This window comes from Pseudomonas sp. ZL2, from assembly GCF_054788455.1.
The window spans coordinates 28,945-42,461 of sequence record NZ_JBGOGX010000019.1 but is presented as its reverse complement, the minus strand read 5'-3'; the positions used below and the strand labels follow the sequence as shown (position 1 = coordinate 42,461).

General features: G+C 53.7%; 13 protein-coding genes. 4 read left to right on the top strand and 9 right to left on the bottom strand.

Annotated elements, in window-relative coordinates:
* The first annotated feature begins 238 nt into the window (after positions 1–238).
* Both ABM562_RS14940 and ABM562_RS14935 read left to right on the top strand, forming a co-directional pair.
* Positions 239–1,219, top strand: coding sequence for an integrase domain-containing protein (locus ABM562_RS14940; protein ID WP_460422504.1), 981 nt, complete (start codon positions 239–241; stop codon positions 1,217–1,219).
* Positions 1,216–1,518, top strand: coding sequence for a hypothetical protein (locus tag ABM562_RS14935; RefSeq protein ID WP_460422472.1), 303 nt, complete (start codon positions 1,216–1,218; stop codon positions 1,516–1,518). The genes ABM562_RS14940 and ABM562_RS14935 overlap by 4 nt, the downstream gene beginning before the upstream one ends.
* Before the next feature lie 476 nt (positions 1,519–1,994).
* On the opposite strand, the gene ABM562_RS14930 is transcribed toward ABM562_RS14935, so the two are convergent.
* Positions 1,995–5,108 carry an HD domain-containing protein gene (locus ABM562_RS14930; RefSeq protein ID WP_460422470.1) on the bottom strand — a complete coding sequence of 1,038 codons (3,114 nt, stop codon included), beginning with the start codon at positions 5,106–5,108 and terminating at the stop codon, positions 1,995–1,997.
* An 897-nt stretch (positions 5,109–6,005) separates the two neighbouring features.
* Here ABM562_RS14930 and ABM562_RS14925 point away from each other — a divergent pair.
* A complete protein-coding gene (locus ABM562_RS14925; RefSeq protein ID WP_460422468.1) occupies positions 6,006–6,344 on the top strand; it encodes a hypothetical protein in 339 nt (112 codons plus the stop codon).
* Between the two features lie 76 nt (positions 6,345–6,420).
* Here the strand turns inward: ABM562_RS14925 and ABM562_RS14920 are convergent, their stop codons facing one another.
* The 3 genes from ABM562_RS14920 to ABM562_RS14910 all read right to left on the bottom strand — a co-directional run bounded on the left by ABM562_RS14920 (position 6,421) and on the right by ABM562_RS14910 (position 7,707).
* Positions 6,421–6,753: a DUF3077 domain-containing protein gene (locus ABM562_RS14920; protein ID WP_460422466.1), complete on the bottom strand. Its 333-nt coding sequence runs from the start codon at positions 6,751–6,753 to the stop codon at positions 6,421–6,423.
* 434 nt (positions 6,754–7,187) lie between these two features.
* Positions 7,188–7,478, bottom strand: a complete 291-nt coding sequence (locus ABM562_RS14915; RefSeq protein ID WP_460422465.1) for a type II toxin-antitoxin system RelE family toxin — start codon at positions 7,476–7,478, stop codon at positions 7,188–7,190.
* Positions 7,468–7,707: a type II toxin-antitoxin system RelB/DinJ family antitoxin gene (locus ABM562_RS14910; RefSeq protein WP_460422463.1), complete on the bottom strand. Its 240-nt coding sequence runs from the start codon at positions 7,705–7,707 to the stop codon at positions 7,468–7,470. The genes ABM562_RS14915 and ABM562_RS14910 overlap by 11 nt, the downstream gene beginning before the upstream one ends.
* Positions 7,708–8,170: 463 nt before the next feature.
* Between ABM562_RS14910 and ABM562_RS14905 the strand changes: the two genes are divergently transcribed.
* Entirely contained in the window at positions 8,171–9,550 is a 1,380-nt protein-coding gene (locus tag ABM562_RS14905) for an NAD(P)-binding domain-containing protein (RefSeq protein WP_134064783.1), read from the top strand.
* Here ABM562_RS14905 and rfaD read toward each other — a convergent pair whose 3' ends face one another.
* The 5 genes from rfaD to tagQ all read right to left on the bottom strand — a co-directional run bounded on the left by rfaD (position 9,551) and on the right by tagQ (position 13,476).
* Entirely contained in the window at positions 9,551–10,543 is a 993-nt protein-coding gene (rfaD, locus tag ABM562_RS14900) for an ADP-glyceromanno-heptose 6-epimerase (RefSeq protein WP_460422461.1), read from the bottom strand.
* Between the two features lie 70 nt (positions 10,544–10,613).
* Positions 10,614–11,072, bottom strand: a complete 459-nt coding sequence (locus ABM562_RS14895) for a hypothetical protein (RefSeq protein ID WP_258578525.1) — start codon at positions 11,070–11,072, stop codon at positions 10,614–10,616.
* A 16-nt stretch (positions 11,073–11,088) separates the two neighbouring features.
* Entirely contained in the window at positions 11,089–11,544 is a 456-nt protein-coding gene (locus tag ABM562_RS14890) for a hypothetical protein (protein ID WP_258578526.1), read from the bottom strand.
* Positions 11,541–12,446, bottom strand: coding sequence for an NAD synthetase (locus tag ABM562_RS14885; protein WP_460422459.1), 906 nt, complete (start codon positions 12,444–12,446; stop codon positions 11,541–11,543). The genes ABM562_RS14890 and ABM562_RS14885 overlap by 4 nt, the downstream gene beginning before the upstream one ends.
* Positions 12,447–12,522: 76 nt before the next feature.
* Positions 12,523–13,476: a type VI secretion system-associated lipoprotein TagQ gene (tagQ, locus tag ABM562_RS14880; RefSeq protein ID WP_115084894.1), complete on the bottom strand. Its 954-nt coding sequence runs from the start codon at positions 13,474–13,476 to the stop codon at positions 12,523–12,525.
* Positions 13,477–13,517 lie beyond the last annotated feature (41 nt).

The following is a 13,517-nucleotide window of genomic DNA, read 5'->3' as shown; positions in this document are numbered from 1 at the left end:
GGCTCAGGATCTTCAGGCGCAGGTCTCGTCAGCCAGCGCTGCCTCCACCCGCCCACCGGTAACGGTGCTCAGGAGGCCAGATCATGAGATGCCCTTGCTCCCGGACGTAAGGAGCCGCCAGTCCCGCGTAGTGGACATTCCCCACAGGTCGCAGGGGCCTTGATCCCTGATAACACTCAACATTCTTGGCGGGATGACGTGGGGTGAGGACTGGAGAGCAAGAGATGAGGTGACCGATATGGCATTGGTGGGTAGACGCGATGGCCGCAATTTCGGCTACGGCAGGCAGTTGAGCTACGCCGGGCCGCAGGCGCTGAAAGACATGTTCGGCGGTGGCCACTACGGCACAGTCAAGGCGCACAGTGATCGGTGGCAGGCATTCGTGAAGTGGTGCCGCTCCGAACAGGGGCCCGGTATCAATGATGCACGGCAGATTGATCGAAAGGTATTGGGCGACTATGCGGCGTATCTGCGCGACGCGATTGGGTGTGGTGACCTTGCTGTCAGCACCTCACAAAACCGCCTATGCAGCGTTAACAGGACCATGGCAGCGCTTCGCGGTGATCAGTACGTGAAATTGCCCAGCCCGAGCAGGGCGTTGGGTATGCAGCGCAGCGGAGTTCGACAGTCGGTGCCGCAGGGCCAAGACCGCGCAAAGGTTAAACAGATCGTCGATGCACTTTGTCGCCAACATCAGCTACGGGCCGCCGCAATTGTACTCCTAGCGCGAGCCACCGGCATGCGCTTGCGCGAGGCCACCTTGGCTGACCTGCCACGGCTGAGCCGTGAGGCTAACGACCTAGGCAGAATTAACATTCAGGATGGCACCAAAGGCGGTCGCGCCGGTGCCTCGGCACCGCGTTGGATTGCGGTGGACGGCCAAGTTCGCGAGACTCTGAGGTTTGCATGGCAGGTGTCGCCTGCGGGTAGCCGTAACCTGATTGCGCCACACGAGAGCTACTTAATTTTTCAGCAAAAAATCATCCGCCCCGCGCGGGACATCCTGCATGCCCACGACCTCAAAGGCCTCCATGAGCTACGAGCAGCGTATGCATGTGAGCGCTATGAACAAATCACCCAACACCACGCGCCTATCAATGGCGGCCAATGTTGCCAGGTAGATAGAAACTTAGATCGTGAGGCCCGGAGACAGGTCAGCTATGAGCTGGGGCACGGGCGGATCGATGTGGTCGCAGCCTACATTGGTGGTCGGACATGAGTGAGCCATTCGACATGGAGTTATTCTTGGCTGGCGTGCTTACTGGATCACACGCCACACGGCAACGTCATTTGCGGCAAGCGCGAACCATCCAAGCTGAAATCTCAGAGCGCTGGCAGCGGAAGACACCTTGGGCTTGGCAGAGAAAGCATGTGGCTTGGTTTCTTATACATCGTCTGAATCAACACAGCGAGACGACGCGATATTCCTATTTGCTAACCGTGCGGCTAATCGCTAGTCGTTTACAAAAAACATGGACTTTCGATCTATCAACAAGATTGGTTTATATCAAGCAATAAACCCGTAAGAACCTCCGAACACTAATTTAAAAACGGCTACTCTTATTCAGCTATGGTATCCCAATTTACCAGAGGAGCGAATGGCCTTAGCTATAACAACCTGAATTAAAACTCATGAGTAGTCTTGCGAGGATGGGAACCCAATTATACGAAGTGAAATAGTTTTTAGAAAACCTAGGACTATCACCATTCAGTTTTGCGAGTTATTCTTCTGCGAGCAGCCTGCTCGAACGGCTCGACTTCAGCCCTAGACCTTCTTGTTTCTAGAAAGCATCGACCCCCTAAAGTTCAGCGATATATAAACAGGGTCTTGACTGTGGGGCATCGCTTCCGAATGGCCAAACTGGAACGATAGATAATTTTTCCTGATATTTTGCCCCAGATCGACACCTTAGCGTTAGCCAGGAAATGGGGGAGGGGCTAAAAATTTGAGCGTGACTCTCGAAAATCACAAAGCCACGCCCAGCGAACTTAAATCAAGAAGTTTTCGGCTCTATGCCTCGTGCCTTACACCACTCAACGTAATAAACTGTCCCAGGCATAAGCTCATTATCGAGGAAACCAATAAATTCAACATAAATATTTCTAATTTCGGAAATATCAAGCCGTTCAATCAGTTTGGGCTGAACCCAATGACACAGCGCCTCTAAATCATCACTATCAGTCAGCCTACCAAACTTATTTTTTCTGCCCCTAAAAAGAAAAGGCAATACCACACGCTCAGAATTATAAGGCGAAACATGAAAAAGGTTTCGCGCCCTTATACCTACACTATCAGCAATCGCCAAACGCTTGATGGCACTTGGATCGCAACTCAGAAGCTTTGTTGACACATATAATCTTTCATTACCCCAAGAAGATCGTGTAGCCCGATACAAGGCAGTCGCAAATGCAGAATCGTTCCATGGCTCTTGTGCTATGCGCTTAAAGCTAATAGCATTGAAGTACTCTTCAGAGTTTCGAAGGAAAAAGTCTTTTTGGGCACCACTTTCGGCCTGCTGCGCCAAATAGGACTCATAGGCTTCGAGATCATATATATTGTCACCGCCTGCAACTGAAACACTATTCCCCGCTACTGATAACCAGTCAGAAATTAGCACCCACAGTGTTAGCTCACTATTAACCCCACTAATTACCAAAAGGGATTCATCGGACCGTACTATTTTTTCGTCATGCTTAACTTGCGCAGTCCACTCTGGCAAATTGAAGTAATATCTATAGCAGTGTTTTTGATTTTTTATTTCCAGATCAAGCCAGCTATCTCCAAGAGATTTCGCCAATTCGTCCCAATCACCGTCGAATCTGAGCGCCATACTTTTTAGGAAGAAGGAAAATTCGGACTTACTCTGCTTGCTGGCGGCATCTTCAACCTGATTGACTTTGTAACTATTTAAATCCAGCCTCACTTGCACACTTAAGCATCCAAGTATTGCCTCCTCAATTTCCTTCATGGCAGTTTTGAAGGCCTTATCCCTGCTAAACCTAAGCCATTTGCTTGCGCTACCAGAAAGTATATCTATAGCCACTATAACATTTGGAAAGTTTAAGCCCTTCGTTTCAAATTCCTGCCCCCTATAGAAAGTTCTACAGGCGCGAGAAGGATGAACATGCGGAGATGGCTTATACTGTAAACGACACTCCAACCCATTCCACCGTACAAAATGCCAAGGATTCTCGCTCGAGTCTAAGTGCAAGCAATCAAAGTCAGAATTACTATGATTAATTATGCCCGAAGCTAATTTACCCTTAATGGGGATAAGCGAGTTCTCGCTAAACCTCACGGCAGCATCATAAACCTGTGCCGCCTCATATGGAAAACTTTCATGCAGAATTGGGTCTAAGTTATTTACAATCTCCGCTGATATAGAGTCATCGTCATGCTGAGTACTGAAAGACCTTGAAAATGTATCCAGCTTAATCATTGCAGTAAGCTTGCTACCGAAAGGCTTGCTAAAATCACTGTCCATTCGATGTAAAATTACCAAGCCGTCCTTTGGCCCCGTAGGACTATGCATAGTGATACTAAAAGCCTCGTTACTAATGAGGCTTTTGGTTTCGATATGCAGACTATCGCTTATCATGAAAAGGCTTTGTAAGCCTATGCCGAAAGTCCCCGAAGGCTTCATCCACTCTGGCATTGATGCGATCTGCTGTTGCTTCAGTGTATTACGTCTGGACCCACCAACTTTCAGCATATGTTCAAGGTCATTCTTACTGATCCCAGTTCCGGAATCGGTAATCGTGACCTTCCAACTGGTCTGGCGTATTTCGTTCAGCGCGTCTGCATCTTGCAACGACTCAGTGAGCTCAAATCCAACGGGATACCTGCTGAATAACTCTTTAATTTCTGCAGAATCGGGGCTTGACCAGTCAATATCAGCTTTTCGCCCATGCTCTAACCAAACTCTTAGCAGAGTGGCGTCCACTGCGTTTTGAATAATCTCTCTAATACAATCAAATTTTGAGTCGTAAAGATTGTGACCTTGCAGCAGTTCAATCGCAGCATACAGATCGATTCCAAATGCAGGTTTTTCTCCATCACGCAAGATCTGAATATTTCCGCCAATTTTTACAGAAATTTTACCAAGTGTTGGAAGCAGCCCGAGCTCTCGGTTTGGCACAATATCTCGCCAATTTGCCATCTGATTCTGCGTTTCTTGCTTTAACCACTCAAACCATTTGAACGCCTCAATATACCCATCGATGGAGTCACACTCCGCATCAACCTCAATCTTTTCTTGGTCGATCCTCAAATGCCGTATGCCTGAGTGTTTGTCCTCGTGCGCTTTGCTAACCTTCGGCCTGTCATCCCCTGAAACTCGTTGCATGACAGGGCAGAACCTGTTGTCATCCATGTCCAACAAATCCCCCATTCGAAGCAGGCACGCAACGAACCGAGGATGGCAATCTTCCTGAGCTAGCCCCGCCTCACGGAATGGCAGCCCTCCATCGGCCAATATTGACTCGAATGGGGCACCGTGCATTTGACAGATTCTACCCAGCAATCGAAACAACCGTGACGGGATTAGTTCTGTCCTGGGAGAGTTAACTCCGATTGTTTGCATCGGTGATCTAACAATTTGATCTGCCCGCCCCGGGTGTTTCCCCCGAAACCACTCCGCCATTAATTCCCTAAACTTCACAACCGCATCCGCGGGATTAGAATGATCAAAAAACAAGTTGCTTTTATCGGGACCCTTAAGTGCGGACGAAATACCATGTAGCTCGTGATGACTATTATCACAGTAATATTGTAAAAACTCCTTAAACTTTGGATCTTGAAGCGCTTCATCCATATCACTTCGGGGCACGACCATGCCAATGTCATGCCAATAGGCAGACTCTAGTATCAACCAAGTATCTGTTGCGGTTAACAGCGCTATATTTTCGCCAAGGACTCGCTCTATATTGATCAGTATCTGCTTGGAGTGTGACTCATCATGCCGGCTATAATGAGGAAATAAAGCACCTACTGTTTGAAGCGCTTTAGGAATGAGTTTTTCATCAAAGTCCCACTGGCTATACAATGATTTTAGCGCAGAATGTTCTTTGGTCTTCTGCTCTAGATGCCTTCTAAGTAGATCAGCCATAATTCTTCCATTGATTTACGCGATAAATTTAAAAACAGCATTCTGCTAACACCTGGCACAAATCTCAACTATGCCATTTAAAGCGAAAATCTCTCCACTTGACTCATTACGAGCTAACGATGGCATGAGTTAACACTTCCTGAACTGAGTCTAGAAAGATTAGCAAAACCGGCCATTACGTTTCAAATGCTAAACATTTAGAAATTTATACCAAAAATAAAACCATTCCCCATTAGCCTTCACTCTAGCAGATGCAGCGAACGCTTGAACAGCTGGTGGCAATTCATCCAAGCTTAGATAGCCTATCTCAAGCTATCGTTCGTTTGCGCAAACGTAGGCATAGCAAGCCTAAGGACCCTAACAAATCTAATGCAGCCCGAATCACCGACCTAGTTGCGCGTATCTTTTAGTAGCTAACCAAACTTAATTGTACCCATCCATAATTCTTCTTGCCTCCGGTGTATCAGCAATCGCAGCATTGGGTCGCATGCGACTGGGAGGCGATGTTTATATCTTCAAGTTCTATGACCTGTAACTATTCAGACCGATAATCTACTTTCACAATTTTCATCAGCAGGTGACCAGAAACACCCCGATTCGATTCCATCAAACGCCATAACTAGCTGATTTATTTATAGCTACCTTATGAGGTACGCCAGAAAATCCACCAAATTCCAACCCCGCGAATCCCCTGCCCTCATAGGTAGAAACCGTTCGTCTGGTGCCGCACCATACGCAGTAAAAAATGAGGCTCACCGCAAGGTCGGCCTTTTTTGTTTGCACCGTCTGAATTACGACCGCTGCACGCTCGATCGCGGGCAAGTCCCGTTCCCACATGTATATCACGGGATGATCCAAACTATCCTCTCAGCCACCACAGGGAGGAGAATCATTGGTATGGAAACCTCAACCGCACAAGCCATCAAGCTGGCCATCGTCTCGGTTACCGGTCTTTCGAAAGACGCGCTGCATATCTACTTCGGTATGGTGGTGTTCGTCGCCCTTGCAGCCATCAGCAAGCAACCAAAACCTTATCTGGCCTGGTCTTGTGTATTAGCCCTGGCCTGCATGGGCGAGATAGTCGACGGGTGGGATGACCTGCATAGCCTGGGCTACTGGCGGTGGCAGGCGAGCCTTCATGATGTGCTGAATACTGTGTTTTGGCCGAGCGTGCTGACACTGCTTTGGTACCTGAGATCTCGGGCAAAGCATGGCCCGAATTTCCCAGAAAAATGATCAGCAACGCTCGTAGACGATGGGCTGCCAAGCAGCCCTGAAGCGAGAAGACAAACCTTTCGCATCGTCGACTAGATCAGACAGGCTTTCCCAATCCTTTGCGCCTCAGCGCTTCACTCTCGAGCCCATCCAGCACGGCATCCACCAACCCCTTGGCCATTTCAGCCGAATGCAGGGTTGACCAGAGCAGCCCCTTCTTGGGCAGGCCATCGATGTGCTCGCATGCCTGCTGAGCGCTGTCATAGATGCCTTGCAGCAAGAGCGAAACGTGAACCAAAGCATCTTCAGCCTCGATTCCATCACGCACAGCAAATAACGGTGGATGTCCGGCACCACAGGAGCCGAAGGGGGTTGCGGCAGTCTTGCCAAGGAGGGATTCGGGAGGATCCGGAACTATCTTTTTTGTCATTATGACGCTCCTTTTGCAATGGAGCTGTCACCGTCTGCGACCAAACAAATTGGGTGACAGCTGTACGCAGGTTGGTCGACCGGGACAAAAGGCAAACCCGGCAGGCACGAATGCCTCCCGCGCACAGCCGCCATAGCACGAATGTGCAGACGAAAATCCGTCAGCATTCGTGGATGGGAGCTTTTGCAATTTGCTGTACGGGCGACCAAACCCGATCGCTGATTTTGCAGCGACCGGGGAAGCCTAACGTTCAGCATGCCGAAATGGCAAGGCGGGAAACACACGAGTACATAATCAGGTGGCGGTAACTCGCGATCTCTTGCACTGATAGCAAGCTTATGCCGGCAGTTGCGCCGGTGACGATAGTGTCGATGCCATGCCCCCTCTGAGGATGCAGAGACGGCCTTTTTTGCCTCCATATGAGCTGGCTTCGCTCAGTCTGCCAATCGCTCAGATGCCTTACGGTACACCTGCTCACGCTCCCGCTTGTCCACCGCCACCACGAACACCACAACCTCCTGATCTATCACTTGGTAAACCAAGCGATAGCCGCTGCTGCGAAGCTTTATTTTGTAGCAGTCCTGCAGACTGCGAAGGCGATTGGCCTCGATTCGTGGTTCCAGCAAAACCGCCGCCAGCTTCTTCTTGAACTGGGCACGTATGGTGTCGCCGAGCTTGTGCCATTCCTTCAGTGCCCTTGCATCGAACTCAAGGCTATAGGTCATCCAGGGTGACCTTCACTCGCTGTGGTGCAGCCAACCGCTCGCGTACTGTTGCGAGCAAAGCCTCGTCATCCTCCGTCAACAGCACCGGCTTGAACGGTAACTGGCCCCGCTCTGCGACGTACTGCAAAGCCTGGCGCATCAGTTCGGAAGGCGTAACGCCGAGCTTTTCGAGCTCACGATAGGCCCGGGCTTTAAGATCGTCGTCGATACGAACGTTGATAGACGCCATGGCTTTGGCCTCACTGTAATGACATTAGTCTGTACAGTGACCGAAAGCAGCTCAACGAGCAAGCCCCTCCAGCAGCTTGGCGACCACCTGCAGGTGGTTGTAATCCCCTTCCTCATCCGTTATAGCTAAAAAGGCATCCATAACCACAAGAGGCAGAATCAGCCCGCCATGTACGAGACCACACGTATCTTTCGCCCTTCAGGCCCGTTTGCCGCGCTGTTCGGCAAGCCTTACGGGCCCAACGCTGTCGCTAGCCCTTCGCTGACCAGCTCCCCCCTGTCGACGCTGTTCCACACCTTGTCGATTCCACCTCGCGACGTCCTGCTCGCGCACAAGCGCAAGCGCCCTGTCCCTCCGCCTGCCAGCTGACATCTGAAGTTTCCGCTTCCCCTCGCCCTCGGTTCTGCCGCTCAGGGCTGGAGATGCTTTGCATTTTTTTCAGTGTTTTCTGTCAGGAAATATTATGACTATTCGTGTTGCCATTATCGGCGCGGGCCCGTCCGGCCTGGCGCAGCTACGTGCCTTCCAATCCGCTCATGCCCAGGGTGCCGAGATGCCCGAGGTGGTGTGTTTCGAGAAACAGGCCGACTGGGGCGGGATGTGGAACTACACCTGGCGCACCGGCCTGGATGAGCACGGCGAGCCGGTGCACGGCAGTATGTATCGCTACCTGTGGTCGAACGGGCCGAAGGAATGCCTGGAGTTCGCCGACTACAGTTTCGATGAGCATTTCGGTCGGCCGATTTCGTCTTATCCGCCGCGCGAGGTGCTGTGGGACTACATCCAGGGCCGGGTGAAAAAGGCCGGAGTGCGCGATCACATTCGCTTCAATACCGCCGTCAAGGCGGTGCGATTTGACCAGGCTAGCCGCACCTTCACCGTCAGTGCCTATGACTACAGCATCGGCCAGGGCATCGAGCAGGTGTTCGATTTCGTCGTGGTGGCCAGCGGGCATTTCTCTACCCCGCATGTGCCGGCGTTCGACGGCTTCGAGCGCTTCTCCGGGCGAATCCTTCATGCTCACGATTTCCGTGAGGCAGTGGAGTTCAAGGGCAAGGATGTGCTGATTGTCGGCAGCAGCTATTCGGCCGAGGACATCGGCTCGCAGTGCTTCAAGTACGGTGCGCGCTCGATTACCAGTGCCTACCGCACCCAGCCCATGGGCTACAAATGGCCCAAAGGCTGGGAAGAGCGCCCGCAGTTGCTGCGGGTCGAGGGCGAGATGGCGTTCTTTGCCGACGGTTCGAGCAAGCGCGTGGATGCGATCATCCTCTGCACCGGCTACCAGCATCACTTCCCGTTCCTGCCCGATGAGCTGACGCTCAAGACCAGCAACCGCCTGTGGCCGGCAGGACTGTACCAAGGAGTTGTCTGGGAGCAGAACCCGCAGTTGATCTACCTCGGCATGCAAGACCTCTGGTACAGCTTCAACCTATTCGACGCCCAGGCCTGGTTCGCCCGCGACTACATGCTCGGGCGCATCAAGCTGCCGCAGCGGGCGGCGATGGCTGCCGACGGCGCACAGTGGCGCGCCGATGAACTGGCGTTGGAGTCGACCGCGTCGATGTACGAGTTCCAGGGCCGCTATATCAAGCACCTGATCGAGCAGACCGATTACCCGAGTTTCGATATCGACGCGGTGAACCGGATTTTCCTCAAATGGAAGTCGGACAAGAAGCAGGACATCATGGGTTACCGCGACAAGTCCTACCGCTCAGTGATCACCGGTACCGCTGCCGTGCCGCACCATACCCGCTGGCTCAACGCGCTGGATGACTCACTGCAGGAGTACCTGCGCGAGACTTCGGGCAAGGGCGATTTGAAGACCTTGCGCCAGCACTGACTACGGCGCGCGCTGCAACCACTCGCAATAACCCGCCACACCCTGCTCCACCGTCAGCGTCGGCTGCTCATAGCCAACGCTGCGCAAGCGCTCAAGGTCGGCGCAGGTGTAGCACTGGTACTTGCCGCGCAGGTGCTCGGGGAATTCGCTGTATTCAAGAATGCCTTCCAGCAGGGCCATCTCCAGCGACAGCGGCGGCTGGTCCTGCTGCTCGCGCAGGTGGTTGATCACTGCCAGTGCCACATCGTTGAAAGGCTGGGCACGACCGCTGCCGACGTTGAACAGGCCACTCAACTGTGGCCGGTCGAGGAAGAACAGGTTGACCTTGACCACATCCTCGACCGCCACGAAATCGCGCAGGTGGCCGCCGCTCGGGTAGTCGCCATAGCTGCCGAATAGGCTGACCTTGCCGTCGGTCTGGTACTGGTTGAAGCAGTGCAAGGCGACCGAGGCCATGGCGCCCTTGTGCTGTTCGTGGGGGCCGTAGACGTTGAAGTAGCGCAGGCCGACGATCTGGCTGCGCGCCTGTGGCAGTTGCCGGCGCACGCGCTGGTCGAAAAGGAATTTCGAGTAGCCGTAAACATTCAATGGCCGCTCGCATTCACGCTGTTCGCGAAAGTCGCGTCCGGCGCCATACACCGCTGCCGACGAGGCATACAGCAGCGGCACCTGCAGGGCCTGGGCGGCGTCGAGCAGGTCGCGGCTGAAGCGGTAGTTGTTGTCCATCATCAAGCGCCCGTCGCCTTCGACGGTGCTGGAGCAAGCGCCCTGGTGCAGCACGGCGCGTACCTTGCCGAACTGGCCGCGAGCGAAACGCTCGAGAAAATCGTCCTTGTCCAGGTAGTCGGCGATTTCGCAGTCAGCCAGGTTGCGAAACTTGTCGCCATCGCTCAAGTCATCGACCGCGATGATCTCGGTTTCGCCGCGCTGGTTGAGGGCCTGAACCAGATTGCTACCGATAAAACCGGCGGCGCCGGTGACGATAATGGTCATGCCATGTCCCCCTTTGAGGGTGCAGAGGCCTTAGTTTAGGGAGTGGCGATTGTGCAAATATTAACCAGAGTCAATGGTTTTGCCGATTGCCGGCACGCATGGCCTTGAACAACTTGTTACGCGATTTGCGGATCGTCACCAGACGACTGCGCATTTCTCGCTGGCGTTGGCTGTTGAGCACATAAAGCCCTGCCAGCGACAGAACCGTAATAACCAGGAACAGCAGATTGCTGGAGCGCGGCCCATAGCTAACGAACAACGCCAGCAGATTAGCAACCAACAACGCAACAACCACCCAGACACCCCAAGGACGCCCGCGGACAACAAGCATATTGCCTATACAAAGCACCAATGAAGCGATCATCACGAGTACTACGGTGTAGTTGGCCTGCTCTGTCACACTGGCAAAATGCCCATCGACCACGACTACCGCTGTCAACGCGCAGGAGAAGCAGGCCAACAAAAAAGCGCAGATAAAGGTCGGAAAGTAACGGCGAAGAAACCCTGGTACGTCATGGAGATGAACCATTTGGGACTTCCCCCCTTCAACGACGTGCCTTGATTGCACGAGCTTCGCCCCGTTGCTTAACACGCTCCTTTCGCATCGCTACCAGATAGGCACGCATTTCCCTATGCCGTTTGCTGTTCAGAATCAACAACCCGATGAGAGGGAATAGCAGACCGGTGCTGTAGACAAACATATGAGGCCGATATCCGTAGCTGGGCAACACTGTTAACAGGCAAGCCACGAACAAGCCGACAATGACCCAAACCGCCCAAGCGCGACCCCTTACCATCAGAAAATGGCTCAGAAACCCCACCACAGAAAGCGCCAGCAGAACCATGGAGGTTTTGAACACTCGATCTTCAATACCTTTGAAATAGGTATTGGAAGCAAGCGCCACGGTGCAGGAAGCCGAGAAGCACATCATAAAGAAGGCGACGATGAACGCTGGAAAGTACTGTGCCAGAAACACTTTCAAACTCAGCGACTGCGTCATTGCTCAAACTCCTCATACAAACCTACGGCGATCGTTTGCACTCTGCTGCTGCCCACAAACCCAGCACCAGCACCCAAGGAGTCTTTGATCAGGGTTTGGGTTGCATGCTTGAACTCGGTTGGCGTGTAGCGCTTGGTTAATTGACCGGTGCTCTGTTTGAGCCGTAGTTGCTTGGCTGTTAGCGACGGGTGCTTGAGCGAAAGCAGTTCATCGGTAAGTGCTTTACGCTGCTGACGGCTCAGGTTTCTGGAAAGCTCATGCCAACTGCTTCCCGTGGCCGCTTTGCGGACCTGAAGGTACTTGAATGTTGTCAGGCCCGAAGCGCCAACCCCCATCAATGACACAGCATCCAGAACTGATGACATGCTTTGGTACCACGCCTGAGAGTCAAGCTCGTCGTTATCGGCAGGGTTCATCAGTTCATTGTAGGTTCTGTATCCGCCGAAAAAGCACTGGGTGGTACTGGCTGCTGCAGCGGCACTCCCCATAGCGGTAAGCACCAAGCTGGTACCGGCGGTGAACGGCACCGCAATTGTGCCGCTAAACACCACGATCCATCCCAGGATTGCCCCCGCACAGGAAAGCGATGCGTTCATTGCTTCCTTGACTACTCGCGACTCGCGCGGACTAGCCTTTAGCTCTTCGATGAACTGCGCAGGCGCCAGATACTTCTTCGCCTCACGCAAAATCACCCGCTTGGGCAACACACTGCAAATGGGTTGAAACTCACGCAGCGTCACCACGTTGTAGTCCGCATCGATATACACCACGCCGGCACCGACGATGCCTGGATCGGCGTCGATGGCGGCAAAGAGTTTCGGCAGGTTGATGCCGCTTTCGATGCGCTGCCTGGCGAAAAACTGCGATGGATTGCTATCCAGTCGGCTGAGTAACTCACTCATGTACGGTCTTCCTTGAAACGGCGCACAGGTCGCCCGGCCTTGTAGCACAAGGCCAGGCGACGCTGCTGTTCAGGCCTTACACGTTAGGGCAAGGCACCGGTGCCCAGTCACCCATGTCCGGGTTCTTGCACATGCTGTTGACCTGGCTCTGGCCGGCGCTAGCAACCTTCTGGCTTTCAGCCTTCTTGGCATTGGCGTCCTGCAGGGTCTTCTCGGTGGCGACGGCTTCTTTCGGTACCTCTGGCAGCTTTTTCTTCGCCGGTGGCGGAGTCTTGGTCTTGCCGGTGTTGGTCTTCTTGGCGTTGCCGGTGGCCAGCACCGGCGCCTGGGCCTCGGCGACGATCACCACGTCGTTACGCGGTACGCCGACCTGCTTGAGGTCTTGCTCGTAAGCCTGGGTGTAGTTGTTGAGGTTCTCACCCAGACGGCCGTTGACCGCAGTGATCAGGTTGTTCGACTCCTGCAGGCCGGCGATGATTTCCGCCAGGCGCTTGCGGCCTTCGCCATCGCTGATCTTGTTGCTCTTTCGGCCATCCATCAGGTTGGCGAACTCACGCTGGTAGCACGCCTGGGAGGCTTTGGCGTAAGCGGTGCTGCGGTCCATGTCGGCCGCGCTCTTGTTGATGTCGGTGGCGTAAGAGCCGATGCGCTGGTTGTCGTCGCTGATCTGCTTCTGGCGCTCGGTGTAGTAACCGGCCGCACCGCCGACCAGGGCACCACCGGCAGCACCGATGGCAGCGTTACGGCCACGGGTGTCGGAGTTGCCGGTCAGGGCGCCGGTCAGCGCGCCGCCGACGGCACCGATCAGGGCGCCGGTTGCGACCGACTTGGTCATGTCCGAATCGGTGGCGCGCAGGTGCTGGACCGGCTCGTAGCAGCTCGGGTAGTACTCGACCTTGGTCGTCGCACCGACCTTGGACGCCGGCGAGCTGGCGCAGCCAGTCAGCAGGACGGTGCTGAAACCGGCCGCCAGCAGCAGCGCGGCCCGGCCGTTGGAAGCAGTGAAGAAGGGCTTGCGAGTTGAAAGCATGGTCAGGTTCTCTCTCTGTTTAAACACGCCCGGGACAACCT